Origin of the sequence: Mesobacillus campisalis, assembly GCF_000986785.1 — a bacterium.
GTDB classification, from domain to species: Bacteria; Bacillota; Bacilli; order Bacillales; family Cytobacillaceae; genus Mesobacillus_B; species Mesobacillus_B campisalis.
This window is the reverse complement of sequence record NZ_LAYY01000006.1, coordinates 120,476-147,187: the sequence shown is the minus strand read 5'-3', so window position 1 is coordinate 147,187 and position 26,712 is coordinate 120,476. Positions and strand designations below refer to the sequence as shown.

At 44.2% G+C, this 26,712-nt stretch carries 21 protein-coding genes, 1 pseudogene and 1 riboswitch; of the genes and pseudogenes, 8 read left to right on the top strand and 14 right to left on the bottom strand.

Annotated elements, in window-relative coordinates; genetic code table 11:
• Window positions 1–220: 220 nt before the first annotated feature.
• Window positions 221–1,345, bottom strand: coding sequence for a non-hydrolyzing UDP-N-acetylglucosamine 2-epimerase (gene wecB, locus WQ57_RS07295; protein WP_046523129.1), 1,125 nt, complete (start codon window positions 1,343–1,345; stop codon window positions 221–223).
• 136 nt (window positions 1,346–1,481) lie between these two features.
• A complete protein-coding gene (locus WQ57_RS07290) occupies window positions 1,482–1,637 on the bottom strand; it encodes a hypothetical protein (RefSeq protein WP_046523082.1) in 156 nt (51 codons plus the stop codon).
• 272 nt (window positions 1,638–1,909) lie between these two features.
• On the opposite strand from WQ57_RS07290, the gene tagU reads away from it, so the two are divergent.
• The 3 genes from tagU to WQ57_RS07275 all read left to right on the top strand — a co-directional run bounded on the left by tagU (window position 1,910) and on the right by WQ57_RS07275 (window position 6,576).
• Entirely contained in the window at window positions 1,910–2,827 is a 918-nt protein-coding gene (gene tagU / locus WQ57_RS07285) for a polyisoprenyl-teichoic acid--peptidoglycan teichoic acid transferase TagU (RefSeq protein WP_046523081.1), read from the top strand.
• A 362-nt stretch (window positions 2,828–3,189) separates the two neighbouring features.
• Window positions 3,190–4,209, top strand: a complete 1,020-nt coding sequence (locus WQ57_RS07280) for an acyltransferase family protein (protein ID WP_046523080.1) — start codon at window positions 3,190–3,192, stop codon at window positions 4,207–4,209.
• Window positions 4,210–4,941: 732 nt separating this feature from the next.
• Entirely contained in the window at window positions 4,942–6,576 is a 1,635-nt protein-coding gene (locus WQ57_RS07275; protein ID WP_162200607.1) for an LTA synthase family protein, read from the top strand.
• Window positions 6,577–6,659: 83 nt separating this feature from the next.
• Here the strand turns inward: WQ57_RS07275 and WQ57_RS27115 are convergent, their stop codons facing one another.
• From WQ57_RS27115 to WQ57_RS07250, 5 genes are all read right to left on the bottom strand, one after another.
• A complete protein-coding gene (locus tag WQ57_RS27115; RefSeq protein WP_206540552.1) occupies window positions 6,660–8,546 on the bottom strand; it encodes a C39 family peptidase in 1,887 nt (628 codons plus the stop codon).
• Between the two features lie 176 nt (window positions 8,547–8,722).
• On the bottom strand, window positions 8,723–9,973 hold the full coding sequence (locus WQ57_RS07265; RefSeq protein ID WP_052948669.1) for an N-acetylmuramoyl-L-alanine amidase family protein: 1,251 nt from the start codon (window positions 9,971–9,973) through the stop codon (window positions 8,723–8,725).
• A gap of 198 nt (window positions 9,974–10,171) precedes the next feature.
• Entirely contained in the window at window positions 10,172–11,500 is a 1,329-nt protein-coding gene (locus tag WQ57_RS07260; protein ID WP_046523078.1) for a glycosyltransferase family 2 protein, read from the bottom strand.
• A gap of 219 nt (window positions 11,501–11,719) precedes the next feature.
• Window positions 11,720–12,370: a class D sortase gene (locus WQ57_RS07255; RefSeq protein WP_046523077.1), complete on the bottom strand. Its 651-nt coding sequence runs from the start codon at window positions 12,368–12,370 to the stop codon at window positions 11,720–11,722.
• 1 nt (window position 12,371) lies between these two features.
• Window positions 12,372–13,565, bottom strand: a complete 1,194-nt coding sequence (locus WQ57_RS07250) for a processed acidic surface protein (protein ID WP_046523076.1) — start codon at window positions 13,563–13,565, stop codon at window positions 12,372–12,374.
• Window positions 13,566–14,633: 1,068 nt separating this feature from the next.
• On the opposite strand from WQ57_RS07250, the gene WQ57_RS07240 reads away from it, so the two are divergent.
• Window positions 14,634–15,074, top strand: coding sequence for a hypothetical protein (locus tag WQ57_RS07240; protein ID WP_241481496.1), 441 nt, complete (start codon window positions 14,634–14,636; stop codon window positions 15,072–15,074).
• A gap of 151 nt (window positions 15,075–15,225) precedes the next feature.
• Here WQ57_RS07240 and thiT read toward each other — a convergent pair whose 3' ends face one another.
• The 4 genes and pseudogenes from thiT to WQ57_RS07220 all read right to left on the bottom strand — a co-directional run bounded on the left by thiT (window position 15,226) and on the right by WQ57_RS07220 (window position 19,504).
• Window positions 15,226–15,825 carry an energy-coupled thiamine transporter ThiT gene (gene thiT / locus WQ57_RS07235; protein WP_046523074.1) on the bottom strand — a complete coding sequence of 200 codons (600 nt, stop codon included), beginning with the start codon at window positions 15,823–15,825 and terminating at the stop codon, window positions 15,226–15,228.
• 71 nt (window positions 15,826–15,896) lie between these two features.
• Window positions 15,897–16,002, bottom strand: a riboswitch (TPP riboswitch).
• 147 nt (window positions 16,003–16,149) lie between these two features.
• Entirely contained in the window at window positions 16,150–16,863 is a 714-nt protein-coding gene (locus tag WQ57_RS07230) for an ABC transporter ATP-binding protein (protein WP_046523073.1), read from the bottom strand.
• Window positions 16,864–17,132: 269 nt separating this feature from the next.
• The gene (locus tag WQ57_RS07225; RefSeq protein WP_046523072.1) at window positions 17,133–18,209 is read right to left on the bottom strand and encodes a Fe(3+) ABC transporter substrate-binding protein; all 1,077 of its coding nucleotides are present in this window, start codon (window positions 18,207–18,209) and stop codon (window positions 17,133–17,135) included.
• 401 nt (window positions 18,210–18,610) lie between these two features.
• Window positions 18,611–19,504, bottom strand: a pseudogene (locus WQ57_RS07220) (acetamidase/formamidase family protein).
• A 153-nt stretch (window positions 19,505–19,657) separates the two neighbouring features.
• On the opposite strand from WQ57_RS07220, the gene WQ57_RS07215 reads away from it, so the two are divergent.
• The gene (locus WQ57_RS07215) at window positions 19,658–20,143 is read left to right on the top strand and encodes a VanZ family protein (RefSeq protein ID WP_046523071.1); all 486 of its coding nucleotides are present in this window, start codon (window positions 19,658–19,660) and stop codon (window positions 20,141–20,143) included.
• A 64-nt stretch (window positions 20,144–20,207) separates the two neighbouring features.
• Here WQ57_RS07215 and WQ57_RS07210 read toward each other — a convergent pair whose 3' ends face one another.
• The 3 genes from WQ57_RS07210 to WQ57_RS27395 all read right to left on the bottom strand — a co-directional run bounded on the left by WQ57_RS07210 (window position 20,208) and on the right by WQ57_RS27395 (window position 23,182).
• On the bottom strand, window positions 20,208–20,777 hold the full coding sequence (locus WQ57_RS07210; RefSeq protein ID WP_046523070.1) for a transposase: 570 nt from the start codon (window positions 20,775–20,777) through the stop codon (window positions 20,208–20,210).
• A 207-nt stretch (window positions 20,778–20,984) separates the two neighbouring features.
• A complete protein-coding gene (locus tag WQ57_RS07205; RefSeq protein WP_046523069.1) occupies window positions 20,985–22,166 on the bottom strand; it encodes a toxic anion resistance protein in 1,182 nt (393 codons plus the stop codon).
• A complete protein-coding gene (locus WQ57_RS27395; protein WP_064537345.1) occupies window positions 22,163–23,182 on the bottom strand; it encodes a 5-bromo-4-chloroindolyl phosphate hydrolysis family protein in 1,020 nt (339 codons plus the stop codon). Before WQ57_RS27395 ends, WQ57_RS07205 begins: the two co-directional genes overlap by 4 nt.
• Window positions 23,183–23,543: 361 nt before the next feature.
• Here WQ57_RS27395 and WQ57_RS07195 point away from each other — a divergent pair, with 361 nt between their 5' ends.
• From WQ57_RS07195 to WQ57_RS07185, 3 genes are all read left to right on the top strand, one after another.
• Window positions 23,544–24,134: a DUF5317 domain-containing protein gene (locus tag WQ57_RS07195; protein ID WP_046523068.1), complete on the top strand. Its 591-nt coding sequence runs from the start codon at window positions 23,544–23,546 to the stop codon at window positions 24,132–24,134.
• Between the two features lie 360 nt (window positions 24,135–24,494).
• Window positions 24,495–26,138 carry a diguanylate cyclase gene (locus WQ57_RS07190; protein WP_241481495.1) on the top strand — a complete coding sequence of 548 codons (1,644 nt, stop codon included), beginning with the start codon at window positions 24,495–24,497 and terminating at the stop codon, window positions 26,136–26,138.
• A gap of 31 nt (window positions 26,139–26,169) precedes the next feature.
• Entirely contained in the window at window positions 26,170–26,694 is a 525-nt protein-coding gene (locus tag WQ57_RS07185; protein ID WP_046523066.1) for an NUDIX hydrolase, read from the top strand.
• The last annotated feature ends 18 nt before the right edge of the window (window positions 26,695–26,712 follow it).

Here is a 26,712-nt window from a genome sequence, read left to right as displayed (position 1 = left end):
CTGTAAATACACATTAATTAGTAAATACATATGTCGAAATTCATAAAAATTTGCATTAGTACAACTAAGGTTATAGGCTTTTTGGAAAGCTTTAGTAATTTGGAAATCAGGACTTAGTAAACATAAGCTAATGATAAAAGCCCCCTAGTTATAAAAGGAAATCAATACACGAAATTGAATCCTTTTAATTCCAAGGGGGGGTAATTACCTTTTTAGTTATTTAAGACAGAAAAGGTTTTGGCTTTTTATGGTCATTATCAAAATGATGAAGAATCGCCTGAACAATCCGATAAGAAGCCTTTCCATCTCCATACGGATTGGATGCCTTGGACATTCTTTCGTACTCTTCCTTATTATTAAGTAGTTCATAAGCCATGTTGTAAATGGTTTCCTCATCTGTTCCAGCCAGCTTTAAAGTACCAGCTTCGATACCCTCTGGACGCTCTGTTGTATCCCTTAACACTAACACAGGAACTCCCAGTGACGGTGCTTCCTCCTGGACACCGCCGGAGTCAGTAAGGATGATAAACGCCCTTGATGCAAAGTTATGGAAATCCAGGACCCCCAGAGGCTCAATCAAGTGAATCCGGTCGTCTTCCCCGAGGATTTCTGAGGCCACTTCACGGACGGCAGGATTCATGTGAACAGGGTAGACAACCTGGACATCATCATGTTCTTCTACCAGGCGCTTGATGGCTTTGAACATGTTTCTCATTGGCTCGCCGAGGTTTTCGCGGCGGTGTGCCGTAAGCAGAATCATTCTGGAGCCTTCTACTTTGTCCAGAACTTCATGGTTGTAGGAATCTGTCACAGTAGTTTGCAGCGCATCGATAGCTGTATTTCCTGTGATGAAAATGGTCTCAGGCTTTTTGTTTTCCTGCACCAGGTTGTCATAAGACTTACTAGTTGGCGAAAAATGAAGGTCGGCAATAACACCGGTAACTTGGCGGTTAATTTCTTCCGGATATGGAGAGTATTTATTCCATGTTCTTAAGCCCGCTTCTACATGGCCGACCGTGATTTGATTATAAAAAGCAGCAAGGCTCGCAACAAATGTTGTGGTCGTATCACCGTGAACAAGAACGATGTCCGGTTTAACTTCCTTCATAGTTTTATCCAGGCCTTCCAATGCGCGAACCGTTACATCCGTTAAGGTTTGCCGGTCTTTCATTACATTAAGGTCATGGTCAGGCTCTATATTAAAAATTTCAAGTACCTGATCCAGCATTTGGCGGTGCTGTGCAGTAACTGTAACAATCGATTCGATTTTTTCCGGATACTTTTCCAATTCGAGAACGAGCGGAGCCATTTTGATGGCTTCCGGCCGGGTTCCAAAGATTGTCATTACCTTTATTTTGCTGTTCAAAATAGATGCCTCCTAAATTAACTAAAATTACAAGCATATTCCAATATATCTTATCCAAACATAATAATATCTCTCCGTCAAATTATTTTGTTTAGTGGGTTACTGAATATACTTGTTAATCCTTTTCACCTTTCAGCTCTTGTTTTCGTTTGTATATCTGTATTTTTATGGACCGTTCAATTTCTTCCAGTTTTTCAATGGAGTGAATATCCTGTCTAATGTATCTTAATGCCTTTTTAACTGACTTTGGAAGTTCGTTAAATCTGCTCAATGGAACTAATCCCCTTTTCTATTAAAACAAAATATTTCATTCATTATAAACAGTGAGCTGCAGAAAGGGGAGTGGATAAATGTCAAAACCACACGAATCTACCTACCAATTTATGCAATATTTTGTTTGTATTACTCCCTCACCATCTGTGCTTGGCAATAATTATGCTGAATGAGGTCTTTTGACCCAATTTCGCTATACCCAAATCCCCCACTTTCTGTTATTCTAAAGATTGAATTGCAGAATTTGTAAAACTTTGGGGGAACACGATAATGAGAGCAGAAAAAAAGAGGAAGAGAAAATGGCTCCGCATTACCGGCATTATCTTTCTACTGTTGTTTGTTGCTGTTGGTGCTTATGTGTTTAGTGTGTATAGATCATTGACTGCTGCGGTTGAAACGATGCATGAACCAGTTGAGCGCGAACGGCAGCAGCGGGAGATCACGTTCAAAGAGAAAGAACCTTTTGCCGTGTTAATGCTTGGTGTTGATGAGCGTGAAGGCGACAAGGGACGTTCTGATACAATTATTGCTTTAACGATCAATCCAGAGAAAAACTCTGTTAAAATGCTGAGCATTCCTCGGGATACGCGCACGGAGATTATCGGCCGCGGTTTCCAGGATAAGATCAATCACGCCTACGCCTTTGGCGGTGTGGAGATGTCTATGGATACGGTCGAGAATTTCCTTGATATTCCGATTGATTACTACCTGAAAGTGAATATGGAAGGCTTCAAGGATATTGTCGATGCTGTCGGAGGGATCACAGTCAATAATGACTTTGCCTTCACACAGGACAAAATCACCTTCGATCAGGGAACCTTGGATTTAAACGGTGAGGAAGCCCTTGCTTATGTCCGCATGAGAAAACAGGATCCGCAAGGCGACTTTGGACGCCAGAAGCGCCAGCGCCAGGTGATCCAGGGCGTGGTGAATAAAGGGGCAAGCCTTACGTCCCTCACCAAATTTGATGACATCTTTAAAGCTCTTGGCAGCAATGTGAAAACAAATGTCACGTTTAATGAAATGGTGGATATTCAAAGCAATTATAAAGCCGCCGCTGGCAACATTGAGCAAATGAAACTTGAAGGAAGTGGTACGACCATCGGGGGCATCTACTACTTGCAGGTTTCTGCCGAAGAGCAGCAGCGGGTCCAGGCCGAGCTGAAAGAGCATCTCGGCATCCAATAAACAAAAAAATCACAACCAGGAAAGCTGGTTGTGATTTTTTATTTTGTTGATTACGTCCCTTGTCGATGAACAAGCCGTTATAAATTAAATGACTTAATAGTTTTTCAACAGTATGAAAACCGTTCCCGTTCCGGAATGGTTTTTTTTTGCATAATTACGTTCTCTTCAAAAAGCTGATTTGATAAATAAATTTTGGTAGTAAAGCCTTAATGTGTTTTTTTATGCATGTCGTTCCTATTATGCCAAAATAACTAAATACGAAGAAAGCTATTTGTTTTTCGCCATAAGTAGTTTAAGATTACTATTTTGAGGTAATTATTTAGTTGCTTCCTTTATAAAATACTACAAAAGGAGAGGACATCTTGATAAGAGAATGGAATCTTTTACGGGCCGTTGCTTGCCTGAGCATTGTCTTTCTTCATAGCACTACTTTTGCCGGCCCTACTAATTACCAGCACATGGACCTGTTTAGAGCGCTGCTTTGTTATGCGACGCCTGCGTTCATCGTCCTATCAGAAATTATCCTAGCCAACAGGTACCCGGATAAACTGCCTGATAACTTCTGGACAAAGCGTTTCAAATGGATTTACCTGCCTTTCTTATCGTTTGCTGTAATCGATGCTTTGGTAGGCAAACATTTTTATCCTAACCTGGATGTTAGTCAGAAGATATTTGAAAATGCTGTTTTTGGGCTATTTGGCGGCTATTTTGTCTTAATCATTTTTCAATTCTACTTTCTTCATTACTTAGTAGTCCGTTTTAAAATCTCAATGAAAGTGCTTGTTCCTTTAAGCATTGTTATTATGTATACACATCTGTACTTTTTGCACGGGGATCTTCCGTTCGTACAGGAATACCGACGTTACCTGATCATACCATTTACAGCCTGGTTTGCCTATTTCACAGTTGCTTTTGTAATTGGCAAGCATTATCAGACAATTGCCCCTATGTTAAAAAAATATCGGTGGTATACATTCATTCCACTATTGGTGTCCATTGCGTTTGTATCCAACAATTTTCAGGATGGATTAACAATAGTAAATTCGCGAAGAATGGATTTATTTCCTGTTGTCCTTTCTGTAAGCCTATTTATTCTGGCTTGGGGACAGCTGGTCCCAAAATTTCGGTTCATTAACGTAATTAGCAATTATTCATTCGGAATTTATCTGGTTCATTGGCAAGTGATGAAATTCCTTGCGCCGCACACTACCTTCCTGGATAATAAAATGGTACAAATTTTTGTATTGTTTGCGGGCAGTTTGATCATTTGTATATCTTTCATAAAACTGTTCTCCCTTATACCGGCCGGTTCTTATGTCATTGGGAATGTTAAGCGCGGACGCAAAACGGTGGTAAAACGTCAAGTCGCCGAATCGATATAATCTTGAAAAAGTCTTCCTTTAGAGGAAGGCTTTTTCTATTCTAGGCATCTTTAAGCCTTATTAGGAAGGATATTGATTCATTACCCTTATGAATTGGATGAACAAAAGATTATTTGTACCATTAATCCTACAGTTTCCTCATTTTTCCTAATTAAAAGCGTTTTCATATTGTTCGCCTGCCAATATAATTATAATTAATTGACTTCTTTAAAGAAAGGCGGCTTGAATTTTTTGCTGGAATTGAATCAAAAGAAGGTAGAACATAACTCGTATAAACGCAAAACAATATCTTGGATTCCAAAACTCCTTACCTTATTTTTTGTCTTTGGCCTGCCTTTTATCACTCTTATTGCTAGTGAACTCATTGTAAGGGAATCTTTAAGCCTCCCTTTTTCGGATTGGGCCTCCGGGTTTACAAAGCGTTTTATGCTAAATGTTATTCTCTTGCTCGCCTTATTTAACTTGTTTTATATCCTGCCCCGTAAAATTTATATGTGTACAAGCATTCTTCTAAGCGGGATATTGCTGGTTTTTGCCATTGCAAACAAACTAAAAATTGAGCTTCGTAATTCCCCTATCACAATCGGGGATTTTGCATTATTAAATGAATTAAGAGGGTTAAACCAGCCTATTGAACTAAATATTCCATTCATCATTTTAGTCAGTGTGATAATGGTTGCTATAATCGTTAGTATATTTTTTCTTATCCCAAACCGGAAAGAGAACTGGATAATGAAAGCTGCACTTTCTTTGGCTTCTCTAGGGTGTCTGTTTGTGATCTGGACGGACTTTCCGTTCTCACCCATGGCCAAAGTACAGTTTCAAAATACCTGGTGGCAGCAGGAAGTAGGAACGATGAGAAACGGGTTGTTCGGGCATTTTACGTATCTTGCAAAACAAACCAACATCGCGCCGCCTAAATTTTATTCCAATAAAAAAATTCAGGAACTTGGGAAGACATATACTCCTGCTTCACCAGAAAACGAAGATAAACCAAATGTCATATTTCTTATGAGCGAAGCTTTTACAGATCCATTTATATTTGGAGAACATCACTTTACGGAAGATCCGGTCCCTAACTTCCGAAGACTTTTCAATGAGTCCTTGCATGGATTCATGTATTCTCCCGAATTTGGGGGAGGGACTGCAAATGTGGAATTTGAGGCGTTAACCGGGTTGAGCAGGCAGTTTATACCTGAGGGAAATGTGGCATACCAGCTGTATATAAAAGCACCTGTACCTTCAGTAGCCTATGCATTCAGAGAGGAAGGCTACAATACTGCAGCGGTTCACCCTTATTTTGGATGGTATTATCAGCGCCAGTCGGTTTACCGCCTTCTAGGATTCAACCAATTCATTTCTGGGGAACTTATGGACTTGGATCATGAGCTTGGTTCAGGCTGGGGGTTTCCGAAAGATAAAAACTTGACTGATACAATCCTTTCACAGTTGGAGCACACCCCGCAAAGAGATTTCATACATGCTGTCTCAGTGGAAGCCCACCATCCTTATAAACCCCGGGAAGATTCCAGGTTCTTAAAAAAGGGAACACTTCCGGACGAAACCAGGCAATTATTAAACACGTATACGGAATACATGCATAGTGTAGATATCGAGCTCGGCAGGTTAGTAGATGGGTTAAAAGAGAAAAATGAACCTGCCCTGCTGGTATTTTTCGGAGATCATTTCCCAACTTTCTATTCCAATGACCTGGTGTATGGACATAAAGGGACAGGGCTTGCACCAGATATTCAAAATAAGTATGACGACTTTTTAAGCTCCCACAAGCTTCCTTATTTTATTTGGAACTCATATGATAATAAGTCCTTAACTCTTGATCTGTCCCCAAATCAATTCAGTGCTATTTCGCTGGAAATGGCCGGAATAAAAGGCAACGCCATTACGGCCATATTGGACAGGATGAGAGAAAAAAATGAAACTATTATTCCCTATAATAAGTATCAAAAGGAAATGGGCGGTTTATCACCTGAAATGCATGACTTGCAGCTTTTGCAATACGATATGCTCCATGGAAAGAAATACGCTAAAGAGGCGATCCCAAATCTTATGGGGGCACCCGATGAGGAATATTTTTTAGGTCAGTTTAAGGAAATGAGCTTTGAGAGAAGCAATTCTGCAGGGAACAAATATGAAATGATTGCTAAAGGAGTGCCTAAATATTCAAAGCTCGTCAGCAATAATAAAAAGGAAATTCATATTGAATGGAAAAGCTCTAATGAAGGCATTGCCACATTTATTGTCGACAAGGATGCTATTGAAAAAGATGAAAGCTACTTCTTTGTTGTTTACGATTCATTGGGTAACATTTTAAGACAAACACGGCCTTTTATAATTGCTTCTAATTGAAGACAGGATTGGGAATATTACTAGTAGAAGAACTGCCCAATTTAATCGGTAAAGGCCAGGCGGTTGTGCCTGGCCTTTGTCTATTAATAGGAAATCGCTCTTTTGCTCTGGTTGCTCCAGAGCTTAATAAATTCAGTCTTACTGATTCTGACATCTTTCTTCCCGGTCCAAGGGTCATTTAAATAGTAATTGTTCCTGTCGTATCCGGTCAGAGTCAATGCGTGGACGGTAAAGCCGTGCATCGGCGAAGCCCATACCGTCACTGGTTTGCCGCTGGCAATATAGCTTTCGAGCATCAGGTGGCTGACGCCAGTCAAATTCTTGGAGCTTCCCGCGTATTTGCTGACCAGTTTCATCAAGGCCGGCGGGTAAACCGTCCATCCCCTTGTGGTGAATGGGTTGCCTACGTACCCGTAATTCGGATCCCAGGAATGTCTTGGCATTTCGTTTGCCAGGCCGATTTTGTCCACCTTGGCTCCTTTGTATTGCAGCATCATGGTGACGGAGGTAATTTCACAGCCTGTTGGAAGCTCTGGCAGCTGGCTTACAAGCGGTACGTTAAGTTTAATTGAAATAATCCTTGTGCCATGATTTCCGTAAGTGGTTCCGGATGCATACTGATATGTGGCACGGAGACGCTGAGTACCCGCTTCCCTTAAGGTCGCTGCCCGTATGTTGCCCGAACGGTCAAGGTTGAAAATATACTTGATTTTCTTGCCATGGGATCCATAAACCGTCCTTGCATAATATTCATACCAGGTTAGAATTCTTTGACTCCCTTTCTCTCGCAAACTTGCATTTTTTAAATACCCGGAGCTGTCACGGTGAAAGACATATTTGATCTGGCTGCCATGGGACCCATAGACCGTATTTGGATAATATTCGTAGCCGGCAAGGATTTTTTGGGTTCCTTTAGCACGCATGGTAGCACTAGTGATATGCCCTTTGCTATTTAAATAAAAACGATATTTAATGTTTTTTCCATGGGCACCGTATTTGGTTTGGGGATAATACTCAAACCTGGATAAAATGCGCTGCGTTCCTGATTCCCTCATGGTGGCCCGGGTAATGTAGCCTGAACTGTTCAAATCAAAAACATATTTTATCCTGGCTCCATGCGAACCATAGCTGGCTTGCGGATAATATTCATATCTTGAAAGAGTCCGCTGTGTTCCTTTTTCTTTAAGGCTTGCACTCTTGACGTATCCGCTGGCATTAAGGCCGAATACATACCTGATTTGGGAGCCATGTGACCCGTAAGTCGTTTGGGAATAATACTCGTAGTAATTGACTGCCCTTTGGGTGTTTTTATCGAGCATTTTGGCGTTTTTAATAGAGCCATCGCTCTTGATTTCGAATGTATATTTCACGCTGTTTTGTGCTGTCTCTGGCGTGGTGCCCGGGTAGTACTCATGGATTTTCCTTAATAAACCGCCTATGATTTCTTCGGCATAAATAATATGTCCTTCACTATTTAGATGGTACGTAAAGTTTCCTTCTTGAAGGGTATTTGGAGATGCAGCCATGGTGCTTACTAAATTTTCGCTTTCGGCAGCCGGCGGGCTGGCGGGCTCCATTTTCCGGGGTTGGGTCTCTGTGGCCGGTTCAGAATTATCGTTATGTATGGCTGGGGATTTTTCATCCTTTTTGTTTTCCTCAATTGTTTCTTCTTCCGGCTTTGTTTCGGTTTGATTTTCTCCTGAAGTGAGATCAGTTTCATCAGGCATCGTTTCAACCTCATCTGTTTGCCCGGAGTTTTCAGCTTCAGTTCCTTCTTGGTCTAAAGATGGGGCAGGAGTATCTTCTCCTTGCTGGGTTTCCGTTTCTTTTTCCATTTCCTCAGTCGCATTTTCGTTCTCCGGATTTTTCTCCTTGCTGCTCTCTGTTCCTTCATTTGCCTGTACTCCATAGCTTAAGGAAGGAAAAATCAGAAGCATGCTGAGGATGGCCGACGATAATTTTCTGTTCATCTTATCTCCCTTCAAATTTTGACAATGAATTTATTACCATATCCATTATAACCCAATATATTCTGGGGAAAGAACAAAATTTAACATTTGGTGCCAGCTTCAGGCCGGACGCAGTTAAGGGACTTTTTTAAAATAAAACAAGCCAGGGACCCCTATCCCGGCTTGTTTAGACCAATCTATTTAAAAAATGCCGCCAACCCATTATAAATTCCCTGGGCAGCCTTTTTCTGGTGCGCTGAAGTTCCAATCAGGCTTTCTTCAGTCGGGTTGGACAGGAAGCCGAGTTCGACCAATGCGGCAGGACGCTGATTATTGCGGATAACTTGGTATGTCCCGTACTTGGTTCCGCGGTCCCTAAGCTGTGTTGACTTGACCAGGTTGCTCTGGATGGAACGGGCCATCGCACTGTCTTTTGCCATATTGTAATAGAACGTTTCGATGCCTGAGCAGACTCCTGAGCAGGAATTATAATGAATGCTAATGAATGCATGTGCGTTTGATTGATTGCTGATGGCGACCCTTTGATTAAGGGAGACATAGAGGTCGCTGCTGCGGGTATAAATGACTTTAGCTCCGGCCTTTTGCAGAAGGCTTCCAAGTTCCACCGCTGCGTTCAGTGTCAGCCTTTTTTCAACATATAGCCTGCCGCTTGCACCGCCATCGACTCCTCCATGACCTGGATCGATTACGATGGTTTTGCCTTTCAGCGGGGAGCTTGGAGCGGCCCCCACAAGCCAGCCTGCCACCCACCCGGTGACGCCATCGGCTCTTTTCGCCTGGATCCAGCCGTTTGATTCACCAATTTTAGTCAGCAGGGTTCCTGCTTTTTCGATTGAAATTGAGCCGTAATTGGTTCCCGGGCCTTTGCGGAAGTTGCTGTTTTCCAGCAATACGACCTGGGTGGTTGCGACTTTGGTTGCAGCGGTGGTGACGGTTGGAGCCGGGGCGGCTGGGTTATTGGAAATATAATCGCCGTGTACCCACCCCGTTACTTTTTTAGACGGAATGTATACCTTCAGCCAGCTTCCGTCCTTCCCCTGGACGGTTACGGCTGTTCCTTTTCCAAGCTGTGTCAGGATTCCGGCAGTAGCACTTGGCGATTTTCTGACATTAAGGTTCGTGCCTGTGACATAGCCGGTCCAGGTGACATTTATCAAAAATTGTGATGAGACCCAGCCATACTTTTGTCCAAAGGCGATTTTTGACCATCCTTGTCGGTTCTCGTAGACGGTGACGACTTGGTCTTTCTTCAGTTTCCCTATGATGGCATAGCTTGTTCCTGCGTTGGAACGGACATTCAGGGAATCCACATTGACCTTTCCCTGATAGGTATAGGCCGCCTCCGCCCTATGGCCATCAATCGAAACAAACAGAGTGAAAATAACCAGGAAACAGATGATCCGAGATACAAATGATGCAGCTTTCACTTTTTCCCACCTTTTTTTGTCTATAATTGTCTTTTTTTAGTAGACTATCCTACTATAAACCATAATTGGAAAGAGAAAGAGGGATAAAAGTCCTATAAATACATGTTTACGGTTGTCCAAATTGTGGTAAATGAATAAATTGGTTGGAGATAGATATGGAAAAGGCAGGAGCCCTGTAATTCGAACTCCTGCCTTTTTTTAAGCTCTGCCGCGTTTATGAGTAATGGCAGTTTTGTTATGTTCGGTTTTCACCCAAGTGTGCTGCTGCTTCCACTTAATCAGTCCGACAACCTGGGCATAGATGAAGGTATAAGCGTAATAAAAGACGGAGATTCCCATCCTGATTGGTTTGAATTCCATTTTCGTGTCGACTTTAATCGCATAGTACATACAAATCAGGAACTGGTAGACGAACAAGGCGAGGGCCAGGATGCTTCCTCCTGCAATCAGGAAGAGAAGCCGCTCTCCGCCTTCTGTAAGCATCTGGAAGTTTTGTGTCAGCAGTCCATAAAGGGCGGTTCCAAGAAGGCCGATCAGGACGATGCTGAGCTGTACGGCGCGGGCCATCCCGAACAGGTAGACCAGCTGGTCGAGAATTTTGAGTTTTCCTTTTTCAGTGAACAGCTTTTTCAGCATTGGCTTCAGGTTGGTAAAAGCGACGTACCAGTGTCCTTGGGACCAGCGCGTCCTTTGTTTGATGCTGATTTTAAAATTGTCGGGCTTTTCATCGTAGACGCGCACAAAATGGTTCCAAAGCACCCGGCCGTTGTCCTTAACGATTTCCATTTCCAGCTCAAGGTCTTCAGTGAGGGAGTGGAAGCGGAAGCCGCCATGCTTCATCAGGTAATCCAGCCGGACGATAAAACCCGTGCCGCCAATCGCGTTTGGCAGGCCAAGGCGGTATTTGGCCAGCTGGAAAAAGCGGTTGGTGATGTAGTAGCTCATCGCGTAGCCGAGCGATAGGCTGCTGGATGAGTTCTTGGAATCCAGATAGCTTTGGATGGCCTCGGGCTTGCCCTTGCCGATATACTGGGAATTCAGCTCGCTCAGGATATTGTGGTCGACATGGTTGTCGGCGTCAAGGATCATCAGGCAGTCGTACTGGTCTGTGAGCTTGTCGAAGCCTAGGTAACGGAGCGCATACTGCAGGCCCGCCGGTTTGCCGACCCCTTCCCTCGGGAACAGTTTCTCCCCGGTGTTGATGTACTTCATTCCTTTTTCTTCGCAAATTTCCCCGGTGCGATCGGTGCTGTTGTCGTTTACTACATAGATATCGTATAAATCTTTGTTATAGGTGATATTTTGAAGGTTATCGATTGTGGAGCCTATGACCTTTTCCTCGTTATGGGCAGCGACAAGAATGAGGAAACGGGTTTGGTCTGGTATCAGTTCATAGTCTCTTTTGGCTTTCCCGAATCCATATAAGGTCAGGAACACATAGTAAAAGAAGTTCATGTTCACGTAGATAGTTAATAGAAAAAACAGGCCAAGCAGAACGGTCACGGCCACCTGGGCGAGATCCGGCATAATGATTCCTCCTTTTCTGTCTTTTCCATTTTTAACTAAAGCTGGTGAAAGTATTCAGGGGGGACGGGAAGCCTTTAGTGCGCTAATGCATCAGGGGTCAGGCACTCTTTAGTGCGGTAATGCACGCTTTAGCGCGGTGGTGCGCCGGGGGTCAGGCACCCTTTAATGCTGGGGGGCGGTGGTGCGCAAAAAACCGGCTGCCGTGGTGGCTGCCGGTTTTTATATTTCAGTATTTGATTCGATGAGGTCTGCGATGAGGATGTAGCGGTCGGGCGCGTCACCGATGAAATTAAATGGATAGCAGGTCGTGACTGTAAGGGTTGGGCGCGGTCTAGGCACGATGATGCTCCTGTCATCGGCATTGACAATTTTGACCTTCCTTACCTTATAGGTGAATTCCCCAGCCGATGTGGTAACAACCAGCAAATCGCCTTTACCTACCTCGCCAAGTTTACGAAAGACGGTATCGCGGTGTCCTGAAAGGACGGAATTGTCTCTCTCACCCGGAAGGACGCTGCCTGCAAAATGGCCAACCCCTTTTTCCAGCTCATCTTCATCTGTACCATGGAAGATTGGCAAATTGGCCTCGAGCTTTGGGATATAAAGGTTCCCGAACTCTTCTCCCTCTTCAGGCCTTTCAATATAAAGAGAATCGCTTTCCTTTTTCACAGGCTCCTCTTCCACTGATTGAGGTTTCGGCTGACTGCTTGCCACCGTTTCGGTCGCTGCCTCCCCCGTCTTAAAAAGGAAATATCCCTTTAAGAACTTATAGGAATTGGTACCGCTGAACCAGAGTCCAAAAACGACAAAACTAATCGCCAAGGAAAGAAGAACCAGTCGCCCGGTTCTTCTCTTTTGCTTTTTCCTCACATTAAGCACCCTTCACTTTTACTCGGCGGTACAAGAATGCACCGATGATAATGAAAGCAAGTCCTGCCATTGCGTTTGCTGCATAGTCAGTTGCGGTATTTGGCAATTTTCCGCCGTTGACGGTTTTGACAACTTTGGCCGGTTTTTTGGCCGCTGGCACTTTTTTCGCTACTTCCGTTACTTCTTTAGCTGTTTCTGTTGTATCTTCCAGTTTCTTTCCTGTATCTTTTACAAAGTCAGACCCGAACATTTCTTTTGTGATGATCATGTCTGCCAGTAGTTCGCCGCTCTTGTTGTAAATATTAATTTTCAAATCGGCACCATTAATATCTGTCAGCTCCATTAAAGCTGCAAAAGAAATAGGTGTTTCCTTTCCATCTTTTACTAAATAGTAATCAATTTTTAATTCGAATAAATTCAGCAGGTCGTTCCAGATGGCCAGCATTTCGGCAATGTCTTCAGCAGTCAATTCATCGGCATTTTCAAATTCAGGGAATGCCATTAAACGTTCAGCGATTGCTTCAAGCTGAGTAAGAAATTGTTCAGGGTCTTCTTGGTTTTCAATTACAGTCATGAAATGGTTTTCTAATTTTTTAGCTTCTTCTTTTGTAAGACCAATTGATTCCATGAGTGCGATCAGCTCTTGCTCAGCTTCTGCAAAATAAGCATCTGCTATTGCCATTTCCAGATCTTCAATGAACTCATAGTTTTCAATGGAGTCATCGTACTTGTTTAAAAAGGCTTCAAGTTCTTCCACAGAAGCAAACTCATAATCTGAAAGAAGCTGCTGCAGGTTTTCATCCGTAATAGGTGTGGAAGTCTCGACGTATGTCCAATCTGCTAAGTCATACCACAGGTCATCCAAAAATACGTAATCTTCCAGAGCAGCCCCATTCTCAGCCAGCAATTCCTGAAGCTCTTGCTCGGTCAAATCAAATTCTACTAGTAGTTCCTGAAGGTTTTCCTCATTCCGAACTGGTCCTAGAAAATCGCTTAACTCCTCGGCTGTCTCAAATTCCTCTAGAGTGTAGTCATAAGTTTCACCAAGGTATGTTTCTAAATCTTCAGCGGTCATCCCAATTTCCGCTAAATAGTCTTGTAATGCCTGGTCTGTTGGGTCAATCGCAAAAGCTGAAAAAGGCATAAGTCCGAAAACAAGGGTAACAGCCAGGATAGCAGATAATACGCGTTTCAAGCAGGTTTCCTCCTAATAATTTGGTAAATTACTAGATTATTATAGTCGATATCTGTCAAAAGGTATAGATGCCTTTTTGTAAGAATGAGGAATTTTCGGACTCCTTTTTTTGGCATAATAGATTCCTTCAAATCTAGCGGTTTAGAATCGACCTCTGCAAAACCCCTTCCTTTATAAAGAGGAGTGCACCGGTTAATTCTGCAGCAATGGGCAAAACACCTTTTGAAATAAAAAAAACATAAAATTTATCGACATAATTCCCTTTTTCTCGCGAAATGTGGCGCTTATGGTCTGTTCATGCTTTTTTATGTTGAGGATCTTAATCGCTACATTTAGTGGTATGTTTGCAGAATTTGACCCTAGATAGGCAAAAAACGACCATTCATGAGGGGCTTTGCGGCGGAAGAGGATTGCTTGAATCTTATAAAACCTGGATTCTGCCGATTTTGGAGACGAAAGTTGTAGATATTTTGTTTGTTTATCCTTCGAGAAAAGGCGGTATAGTCTAGTACATTGAGGTTTTCCCAGAATCATACAAATACCATAAAGAGGAGTGGTATCTATGAAAATTCGTGCCGGAAGCTGGATGATGTTGACAGAAGCAGACAAGCTGTTCATTTTAAAAGCGGTCAGTGACCGCTCGACGAAGTTGGCAAAAGGTGCCTAAGTCTGATGACCCTCTGACGAAGGCAGTGAGTTTACAGCAATCCCTCATTGTCACTGCCTCCACACTTTCCCCTGCCTCCCCCATACATACATTCCACTTGGTTGATGATCGGTTCCCGGCTGAACATGAGCTCTGTGCTCCCGGCCCATGCTCAGCGTGGACTGCCCTGTATAATCTTCTCTCCGCCTTCATATGAATCATATAAGGTGAAACTTCATTCAGTGGGGTCTCTTTCCCCCACTGAATGTTAGTTGAACCAATCGGGCATTTACTGGCAGTTGACCCCCACTTATCTAACCGGCTCTACCTGAAGTATTACAGTGGGGGTCCTACTGCCAGTTAATGCGGGATATATTGATTGAAAAGGTGATGGTATGCGGAGAAAGCGGGTCCCGGCTTTTATGTTTCCCTTTGTAATTGTCCTGTTGGCAGGCTTGCTGCTTGCTGGCATCATTTCCTTGATGTTCTCTTCGGAACGTGTGGCGAAAGGAGTGGTGGAGGAGTTTTATTCCCATGAATCAGATGGGGATTTCGCTGATTCATGGAAGCTGCTTCATCCATTCATGAAGGAACGGTTTTCAAAGTCGGCATATGTACAGGATCGCACTCATGTGTTCATCGGCCATTTTGGAGCAGAAACCTTCACATATACGATCGACGACGGCGAAAAACTGGAAGGATGGAAAATGGAAAAAGGCCGTTCCCCATTTGAAACGGCCTACAAATACCATGTCTCACAGCACTATAAAGGCAAATACGGCAAATTCAGCTTCCAGCAAGACGTCTACGTCACCCAAAATGAAGAAGGCGAATGGCAAATCCTTTGGGACTATAACCAATGACAAAAAGCATAATCTGAATAAAAGGAACCGCTGCTTCACAGCATTAAAGGGTGCCTGACCCTCACTGCGGTGAAGCGGCAGTGCACTTAATGGTGCCTGACCCCGGATGCGGTGAAGCGGCACAGCATCGCTGTGCCGCTTCGAGGCCTTTTTACTGAACTGGCGGCTCCGAGGCAGCGGCTGGCGCTCCCTTTCTGATGAACAGGCGCTTCGATGCGGACAGGAGCAACAGAAGAACAATGGAGCAAAGAATGGAGACTGCAATCATGGTTCCGCCGTTCATGACCAGCGAGTACATGACTGGAGACATGCCCTCAGGCGCGTACTCGCCCCAAAAAATAACTCCGGCAATGAAATGCCAGAAGTATCTGGCCAGACTGCCCACAAATACAGCTACAATGACCCAAAGGGCTGCCGACTTCTTGTTCCCCTGCTGGACTGCCTTTTGAACCACAGGGTAGAAAAGGCCTGCAAAGCCAATAAATGCAAAAGCAATAAAATATTCAATCAGGAACTGAATGATGGTCAGGAAGTAGATATCCCCGGTGACCACCTGCAATAAGCCCCAAATAAAGCCCGAAATGAAACTAATCTTGAATCCCCAGCGAAAAGCGATGATAAAAATCGGCACCATTGAAAACGAAATGGAAAGCCCTGGCGCGATTTGAATGGCCGGCAGCAAGTCCAGTACCAGCGCTATCGCCGCAAAAAACGCCGCTTCAATCATTGCGACTAAGCGATTTCTTTGCATAAAAAAATCTCCCCTTTAGAAGTAATAAGCAAACCTCAAGGGGAGACCATCCGTACATGTATAAAGAATGAACTCATATAAATCCACATCCCTGCGCTAGCATTATCTAACAGGTTCAAAGGGTCAGAACAGTCATGCGACCTTCTTTCTCAGCTTCAAGCTCCCCTTGTGGTTATGCTTTGTATTCAGTTATGACTCTACCTGCGATTATAACAAATATCTCAAATTAAGCAACATTCAAGGAACTTGGCATACTTTTACACTGTACCCCTTTAACGCGCCGGGGGTCAGGCACCCTTTAACACTTTACCACTGGAATGTTTGTTACCATGCAACGAGGTTGAGGTGTTCGGCTGGGTTCCCGATGATGTCTTCCGGCCTTCCGGCTTTTAGAACTTTCCCGTCCTCCATCACAACCACTCGGTCAGCCAGCGCTTTTGCATCCTCTTCATCATGTGTGACAAAGATGGATGTCACTCCGGTTTGCTTCAGGATGAGCCTCAGCTCATCGCGAATCTTGACTTGAATGCTTTTATCCAGGTTGCTGAATGGCTCATCGAACATGATGAGTGCCGGCTTTGGCGCCAATGCCCTCGCCAGTGCAACACGCTGCTGCTGGCCTCCGCTGAGCTCGTATGGATAACGCTTTTCGAACCCGGCAAGGCCAACCAGATCAAGCACTTCGTTAAGACGCTCGTTTTTTTCACGGCGGCTCATTTTCGCAAGTCCGTATTTAATGTTCCCGGCAACGGTCATATGCGGGAATAACGCATAATCCTGGAACACCATGCCTACTCCGCGATGCTCCGGCTTTACAAACTGACGGTCATCAGCCATCTTTTTCCCATCAATCACAATGGAGCCGCTGCGCGGGACCTCAAGGCCGGAAATCAGCCTTAGAATCGTGCTTTTGCCGCATCCGCTGCTGCCCAGGATCGAGATGATTTCGCCTTGCTTTACTGACAGATCAAAGTTTTGGATTGTCGGTTTTTTCGCATTCTTATATTGAAAACTTAATTCTTTAATTTCAATAAACATCAGCGTTCGGCTCCTTTTTTCGTGCTTAGTTAAAAGATGAACAAACCATCCTGCCAGATTATTGCCAATTTATATTAAAGATAAGTTGGACGATTTTCCTGATAACGTTTCTCAGTAACAATTATAATGAAAATCATTCTCAAGAGTCAATGTAAATAATCCGATATTTCACAATATGATGTGGAAAAAAGTGAAAACAAGGATGCTTCGAAAACTGCCGCCAAAATAAACAGACTGAACCCATTCGGGATCCAGTCTTCTTGTCTACGTTACTTCCAGCCTACTTCATTAAAGATCTTCACAGCATTGGCATTTCTTTCTCCAAGGATATTCAAATGGATATCCTGTTCTTTGAAGTCTCCCCACGATTTCAGCAGCTCGGAAGCTTCAACATTCGGGTTGGCCGGGTATTCATTGTTTCCTTCCGCAAACAGTTTCTGTGCTTCTTCACTTGAAAGGAATTCCATGAACTTGATGGCATTTTCCTTGTTTTTCGCATGCTTTGTTACGCCAATTCCACTGATGTTGATGTGGGTTCCTGTTGTCTCCTGGTTCGGGAAGAACACCCCTACCTGTTCCGCAAGCTTCACTTCTTCAGGGTTGGTCGAATTTTGCAAACGTCCCACATAGTAGGTGTTCATGACCGCCACATCGCCTTCACCTGCTACGACAGCCTTCAGCTGATCAGTGTCCCCTCCCTTGGGGTCCCTTGCCATGTTGGCAACAATGCCCTGGGCCCATTCCTTCGCAGCCTCTTCGCCATTCAGCTCCAGGAAGGAAGCAAGCAAGGACTGGTTGTACACATTTTCAGAAGAACGAATCAGCACTTTGCCTTTCCACTTGTCACTTGTCAAATCTTCATAGGTAGATAGATCCTCAGGGTTTACCCGGTCCTTCGCATACACAATCACACGTGCGCGCTTGGTCATTGCATACCATTCATTGTCTTTGTCACGCAGTGTTTCAGGAATATTCTTGTCCAGCACTTCGCTCTCGACAGCCTGGAAAATGCCTTTTTCCTTTGCCCAGTGAAGGCGCCCTGCATCAGCAGCAAAGAACAGGTCACCTTGGGTTGCCTCCCCTTCCCGTGCCAGGCGCTCAATAAGCTCGTCTTCTTCACCCTTAATCACGTTAACTTTGATGCCTGTCTGTTCAGTGAAGGTCTTATAAAGCTGGTCATCTGTATCATAATGACGGCCTGTGTAGAGGTTGACTACGCCCGGATCTTCCTTCTCGGCCGGCTTGCTAGTTTCATTGGATTGCTCGCTGTTGCCGCCTCCGCATGCCGATAAAAATAGGCCAGCTGCCATAACAATTGAACCAAATCTGAATAATCTTTTTTGCATTGTTTCATTCTCCCCCTGAAGTAAATTTGTTTTTTTATAGATAGCATTATTTACTGATAATGCTTCTCATTCTCAATTATATTGAAAATCATTCTCAAGTCAATAAATTTTTAATTTAAATAATGTCTATAGTGTGAAAACTCGAAAATTGATTCTTGAACCATTGTCCCATTATCGCCCTAGCCCATGAGTGTGAAGCTGTAATCCCGGATTTACCTACCCTTCAGCTGAGTCATAAGGCAAAAAGAAGCGAACAGGAAGAAATTCTCCTGTTCGCCCCCTCTCTTATAAAAACCTCTCCATACACACTTGTACACTATCAGCCCGCCCACCTTCTATCCCACTCTACCGCATCACCGCACCGGGGGTCAGGCACCCTTTAGTACAATAAAGTTATTATTCTAGAATAATTTCACATTATATGCTTCAAGAATGAATCTTGGGACAAAGAATCGTGCTGTCAGAAGTGGATTGACGATTTGCGAAACTTGAACATGCCCTGCTGCACTGAAGAGCATGGTCAGCTCTGGAAGGGTCATATCGGTATGAGGAAGCAGCGTGTCTACAAAGATTTCCACTGCCGCTTTTGCTGCCTCATCGAGCGTTTCCTTGGAAACAAGGATAGCTGCACCTTCCTCATTTTCAATGAATGGGAATGGAATGCTTCTCCCTTTTACCACCTCAAGTGTAACTGTTACTTTGCCAGGAATTTCTATGCCTGAAACGCCAATCTCCCCATCGCCCATTGCAGCGTGAAGGTCACCTAGGCCAAACAGGGCTCCATCATGGAAAACAGGCAAATACAAAGTTGCCCCTTCTGCGACTAATGTGGTATCCATATTGCCGCCATGGGCTCCTGGTGTTCCATTGGAGATAGCCCCCTCCGCAGGCGCCACTCCAATTACTCCGATCATCGGGTTTAAAGGTAGCTGAATGCGGTTATTGAAAACGGCTTTCCCCTCTGAAATTGGGATCATTTTCGTTTCAAATTTTTCAATCCTGTGTCCCGTAATGCCGAGCCCGGGACCAGTAGCAAGCAGGCCCTGGTCTCCCAGTTCGATTTTCTCAATCTTTACCTTCAGGATATCACCCGGCTGCACACCTTCCACAAAAACGAGTCCAGTAGCCGGATTGATTTGCGCCCAATCCACCGTATTGTATGGCGTGTCTTCAGATTGAATCTAATCCTGGAAACAGTCATATGTTTCAATCTCTACCGTTGAACCGGATGCAACCCTCACTGATGCTTCATTGTCTTTGCTAAAAGCATAGAAAAATTTCTCCTTTGTAATCAAACACCACACAACCCTCCATTTTCATAAAAATGTAAATTTTATAATAGTTTACCATATAACTGTATTGGTTGGTTTTCAGGCAATTATTGGGGGTTTCTCTCTGTTAAAATAAGGGAAACGTCCATAGACTGTAAGATGACAGGAGACAAATATATGCTTTCAAATTTAAACTATAAAAACAGAAAACTGATACTCACAACCGCCTATCTGCTGTTTTTTCTCTACCTCGGACTGGCCGCTACCCTTCTTTTCTGGAGCCCATATAGACAGACCGTTTCAAGCACCGGCAGCGCCGATTCCAACCTGGTTCCCTTTCATACAATTGCCAGCTACATTCAGGCATCAGGAAAGATCAACACCAGTATCTTGGTCACAAACCTGGCAGGAAATGTGCTTGCCTTTATGCCTCTTGGCTTCTTCCTGCCATTGCTGTTTGCCAGGTGTATAAAATTCGGCTGGACCATTTTAGTAGTTTTCCTGGCAACCTTTGGTACAGAATGCCTGCAATTTCTTTTTCGGGTCGGCAGCTTTGATATTGACGATATCATTCTCAACACCATCGGCGGAGCCCTCGGCTTTACCATCTTCAAGCTCTTTGCCCTATGGCTGCAGTCGTTACTACGGCAAATAGAACATTAAGCTTCACCCCTTCACCGCACCGCGGGTCAGGCAGCGTTTCACGCTTTAAAGTGCTAAACCTTCTTTATCTGGGCACCCATATAAGCTCGTCCGCGTTTTTATTTTCGCTTTCGGTATACAGGCGGTACTGTTCGTGGGCGGGTTCATTGAAATAGGAAAGGGTCCGTTGGGTATAGATGTGGGGATTTTCTGTCTTGCAAATATAAGAAAGGTAGCTGCTCCACTCGTAATTGGCCATATCCCCAACCATGCCGGCTTCCAGGGGATTGCGATGAATATAGCGGCTCACGCCAAGAAAATGGTCAATGGACTCAATGACCTTTGCTCCGTACCTCCCCTGGAACAGGTGGCCATCATAATCATATTTCCGATTAAAGTAAATGGCGTATCGGGAATGAAGCTCTTTAATAATTTGCGATAGAGGTGTGTGGGAAATCTCAATTTGCAGATGGAGATGATTGGTCATCAAGCAATAGGAGTGCAAATCAAAGGGGTGGGTACTGCGGACTTGCTCGAGGAGTGCAAGATAATGGAGATAATCACGATCTTCATAAAAAATAGCTCCGCGGCGGTTTCCCCTTGCATGAACATGATAGGTGGCCCCAGGATAAAAAATACGGTATGGACGCGGCATAAACTTCCTCCCTAATATGGTTTTTCATCAATTCATGCCCATTCTATTCCCCCATGTACCAACCGTCAACAATCCCCAGGCGAAGTTCACAAAAAAGCCCAACCCTTCAGCGCATTAACGCACCGCGGGTCAGGCACTCTTTAACATATTAACGCAATGGGGGTCAGGTACGCTTTAGCGAAGCAAAGCGTGCCTGACCCCCTTGAGTTAGTCTCCTTTGATTTCGAGAAGTTTGAGGCGCAGTTCGTTTTCCATGCTGGCAAGGTCGTTTTCGGCCTGGCGGCGTTTGATGCGCCCTTCTTCCTGGATGCGCATGGTTTCTTCCAGTGTGGAAATCAGGTTTTCTTGCGTTTTCTTCAGGGTTTCGATGTCGACGAGTCCGCGCTCATTTTCCTTCGCGGTCTCAATCGTGTTGCTCTTAAGCATTTCGGCATTCTTCAAGAGAAGCTCGTTTGTTGTCTTGGAAACCTGTTTCTGCGCCTCGACCGCATGGCGCTGGCGGATCAGGGTCAAGGCAATGGCCACCTGGTTTTTCCACAGCGGAATGGCGGTCATGATGGAAGACTGGATTTTTTCAACCAGCGCCTGGTTCGTATTCTGGATCAGTCGGATTTGCGGCGCACTCTGGATTGTGATCTCCCGGCTTAGTTTCAAATCATGAAGCCGTTTGTCGAGACGGTCGGCAAACTGGATCATGTCGTTAACTTCCTGGAACTTCATCTGGTCCTGGGTCGCCGCGGCTGCTTTCTTCAGCTCCGGAATCGTCTTATTGTTCAGTTCCTCAAGCTTCAGTTCACCGGCAGCAATGTAGATATTCAGGGCGTTGAAGTATTCCTTGTTGTGTTCATACAGCTTCTCAAGCATCGCGATATCGGACAGCAGCACATTTTTGCTGCGGTCCAATTTTACAGATATGCGGTCAATTTGTGCCCCGGTTTTCTGGTATTTCGACAGCACTTCCTGGATGGACCCGGAAAGCTTGCCGAACATTCGGCCGAAAAAGGATGGCTTATCCTGCTTGAGCTCGTCCGGGCTGACCTCCTTAAGGCGTTTCATCAGGTCATTGATGATTTCGCCGACCTCACCAACATCCTTCTTCTGCACATGCTCAAGCATTGTGTGCGAAAAGGACAGCAGCTTCCCTTGCGCCTGGGTGCCGTACGAAATCATCGCCTGGTGATTGGCCGGGTCGATTTGCTGGGAAAGCTGAATCGCCTTGGCCCTGTTTTCCTCGGGAATCACGTCAATCAGCCTGACTGGCTTGGCATCCTCCGTCTTGCGCGCAGGCTGCAGCTGCAGTTCCGGGCTTTCCTCACCAAATGGATTGGCAAGCATGTCGTCCATTAGGTTGCCTGTATTCTTCAGCAGGTCTGGATTATTTTCACTCATTCGGGAAACCTCCTGTTTTTGTCCTTGTATCTTTCTTCACGGGTACCCAGGGAAATCTTCACTTCCACTTTCTCTTCCCGTTTGGTGTTGATGTAAAATCTTGGTCCAGTGTTTTCCTCTGTCCCTGAACCATGAGTTTCATTCTTGTTCTGATTGGCATGCTTCCTTTTGAATTCTTCCCATTTTTCATCGCTGTCTGCTTCGGCTTGTATCTTGCTGCCGTTTTCTGCTTCGACAGGCTTCTCGCGGCTCTTTTCCTCTTCAGCTGCTTTATTCCGCGCCCGGGCGGCTTCCAAAGCGGCCATGGCATCCTCAGCTGCTTTCCGGCCGGGAATCTGGATCCCTTTCTTTTTACCCGAGTTAAGCCCTTCAGGGACTGACCGTTCGCTCTCCAAGCCTCGCGATGTCTTAATGGAGTGTTTCGCCACATCGATTTCAAAATTAAGAGTGTCAAGATCATTCTCGATTACCTGGTATAAATCCTTTTCAATCAGCCTGCTCAACTCGGACAAGGTTTTCCTGGTTTCATTCAGTGACCAGTCAAGGTCACGGTTCTTTTTAGGCTGTGATGAGAGAAATTCATATTTCTCGGTAAGTTCAAGAACGGAATCAAGATGGGAAAAATAGAACCTTTCCGCTTGATAAAACCGCTTTGGCTCTTTTTTGGTCAATGCATAAATTTTGCGGATCATCCGGAGCAATTCGATCCTTTCCTTTAAGGAAGGCAGATGGCGAATCGAAAACAGCAGCTTGTGCAAGCGCGAGATTTTTTTCTTCGCTTCTTCAAGATTCTTTTTTATATACCTGTATTCCTTTCGGCTCAGCCCGTTTTTTTTGAGAAAGCGGGAGTCCGAATAGAGGGAAGCCAGCCAGTAAATCAGCGCCCCGCCTCCGAGCGCAGCTGCAGATGAGATGAAAAATGTATTGTAGAAAGCAAAATAGCTTAGCGTCCAAATCGTAATGGCGGACGGGACAGCCAGAGCTGTCTTGAATAAAAACGACAGAAACGAATTCATTCTGTATCGACTCCTTACGTAAGTTCCTTCTTATTCATACGAATAAAGGGGAACCAATGTTTCGTCTGGTGGCAAAAAAATGTCAAAAAGGGCGTTCTCCCTCTTTAATTCAACAATACATGATTCATTCCCTTTTTTCCACAGACCACAATTGTAATAAAATCTAGGGCTTAAGGCGGAGACCATTCTATTAAAAGTTTCCAATTACACCGGATAAATTGCTATATTTATACAATTTATGAAAATTACAAAAAGTGATTGAACTTTGGTGGAATTTACGATTATGATGAAGATACTATCTGTCGTTATTTGTAAGTCACAACATAAATACCTATCCCTTTAAGAATGGTGGTAAACATTTTTGGTATTTGACGGAATTATTCTTGCATTTATTGTCGGCTTCTTGCGTAAAGGAAATTTAAAAGGGTTGGCCGAGCTCAAATTAAAAGGCGGCTTGGTTTTTCCACTGCTTCTGATTCTGCAAATTGCTGTGTTTTCACTGCAAAATAAAATCAGCCTGTTGGGTAATTTGAGCGGGTATATTTTTATCTTGGTTTATGTCGTGGGGCTGTGGTTCCTGTATTTAAACCGTACCCATCACGGGTTCATGGTTATTTTTATAGGCGTACTCTTAAACTTCCTGGTCATGGCAGCCAACGGAGGAAGGATGCCAGTTTCAGTCGAGGCTGCAGCTGTTTTGGATCCTTATTATGTTGAGACTCTTAAACAAGGATTATATGGAAAACATTTCTTGCTTTCAGAAACCACAAAGCTTGGTTTCCTGGGCGATATAATTCCATTATCCGCACCTTATCCCCGCACCCAAGTCATATCGATTGGGGATATTATAATGAATATTGGCATATTCATTTTTATCCAGCACCTAATGGTCGGAGATAAAAATTCAGAAAAGGACGCAGATACTGGCTTGCTTCAAAAGGAGGTGAATTAATATGAAGAAATTCCAAGGTATTAAAGTAACAAACCTTTTAATGAATGCGGTTATTCTGGGCTCAGTAATTATTGCATTAACTTCTGGCTATAAAATACTATAATAGTTAGTAGGGAGGAGTTATCATTTAACTTCTCCTTAAATATTATATTGCGAGTGGTGATTATGCGTTTATTAAGCAATAGATTAAATATATACATTTTCTCTATATCCTTCCTGGGCATTATAGCTTTCTTTCTTTCCCTTGAGTTAAAACCATATACTACTTCCGAGTGGGTAACCCTTTTTGCCCTAACAGGATCTGTTTTAGCGCTTAATCATTTCCATATACAGCTGCCTCCAAAAGGCAATACTCTATCAATGGACTCAACCGTTTTTTTGGCCAGCCTTTTTCTCTACGGTGTTGATACAACTCTTGTAGTCCTGTTTTTAAACGCAAGCATTTTCGCCTTCACCCAAAGAGAGAGCGCTTGGTGGAAGCACCTTCTTAATTTTGCCATCTATTCTTTCATGATTATAAGCTCTTCCTACACCTTTATTTTTACGGGGGGAGAGGTAGGCAATGTCCATTTAAAAAACCTGATCCCGTATATATCAGCATTAGGAACCTATTATTCGGTCAATGTCCTTCTAGTTGGCATCTACTTTTTACTTTCCGACAAAGACAGCCTTGGCAGAGCTTTAAAGGAAATGATTAAAGATAGCTTAGCCACCTATTTAAGCACCCTGCTTCTCTCCCTAGTCCTGATGATCCTCCTCCACGCCCAAAACCTGTTCGGCCTCTTCCTGTTTGCCTGCATTGCTTTCCTGCTGTCGCAGGCGTTCAAGCAGCATTTTGAATTGTATAAAGAGGTGGCGGACAAAGCGAATAAGGATTTCCTTACCGGCTTGAACAACCACGGGTACTTCAAGGAGCTGCTGGAAAAGGAATTGACTGCGGCCCGCGAGTCGGAGAAGCCTCTTAGTGTCGCCCTGATTGATATTGATGATTTCAAAAAGTACAATGATCTCTTCGGTCACATCCGCGGTGACCAGGTTTTGAAAGAGTTTGGTGCTCTGATTAAAAAAGAAGCCGAAAGCAAAGGCTACTCTGTGGCCCGCTATGGGGGAGAGGAATTTTCCTTCCTGATGCCAAACACAAACAGCCAGGATGCTTTTAAGTTTTTGAATGATGTCCGCAAAAAAACGAATAATACTCATTTTAAAGGGGTCGAATCCCTGCCTTATGGCTGTTTATCCTTTTCTGCGGGTATCGCGGAATGGGAAAAGGAGACGCTCAATACTACAGAACTTCTGAATAAAGCCGACCAAGCCTTGTATTCCACGAAGGATCAAGGTAAAAACCTTGTGCAAATCTATAATGAGCATACCGATTATTCGGTTCAGCGGTCGCTGAACCTTGAGAAGGAGCTGGCGGAGGCGGAACATCAGCTGAAGATGTTCCTTTCCAAGGATGTCTATACCTACCGCCACAGTAAACGTGTTTATCAATATGCCGTTGATTTTTCAAAGAAGCTGAATCTGAGTGACCATGAACGCAAAACATTGATACTGGGTGCCCTCGTCCATGATATCGGCAAAATTGAGATTCCGCGGGATATTTTAAATAAAAAAGGCAAGCTTGAGGCCCATGAATGGGAAATCATGAAAAAGCATGTCACCTGGGGAAAAGAGATCATCTCCATCGATAAAAAGCTTGAAGACCTTGTCCCGCTTGTGGAACTCCATCATGAACGCTATGACGGGAAAGGCTACCCATATGGACTGAAAGGAAAAACGATTCCAAAGCTGGCCCGGATTCTTTGCATTATCGACTCGTTTGATGCGATGACAACGGAAAGGCCTTACCAGCAAACGAAAACATTCGCAGAAGGTATTGCCGAGCTGCGGAAATGGTCGGGCAGGCAATTTGATCCCCAGTTTGTCGAACCGTTTATCAATATGATTGAATTGACGTATAATGTGGAAGAATGCGAAACGTTGCTTGCCGAAGAAATAGGCTGAGGAATGGATGAAAAACTTGAGGTGAGGATTTTTGACTTGGAAATTGAACAGCAGCGTCAGCGTGAAGGTCGATCGGTTTCAGGTGGTTGTCGACCAGGTGACACTTCCTGATGGCGATGATAAAACCTTTTCTTATCTGAATTTTGCCAAGGGAGTGTGCATCCTGCCGATTACTCCCGACCACAAAGTCGTCTGCCTGAAGCAGTACCGCCATGCTTTTAAAAGCTGGCAGTGGGAGCTTCCCGCAGGAATGATCGAAGAAGGCAATGATCCGCTTGAAGCGGCGAAGCAGGAACTAGTGGAAGAAACCGGCTATGCGGCTGAACACTGGCTGGAGTTGGGGAGTTTCTATCCTTCCCCTGGATCGACAAGCGAGGAGATTTATCTGTTCGCGGCTGCCGGGCTGGTAGCAAAGGGACAGCATTTGGAGAACAGCGAACAGCTGGAGGTGCACGAGTTGACCATGGAGGAATTGAAGGAGCTGGTTGAAAACGGCGAATTCAATCATGGAGCAGGACTCGCAGCCATTTTGCGGTACAAGTTCAAGACGGATTAAAGAAAAACCCCCATTTAA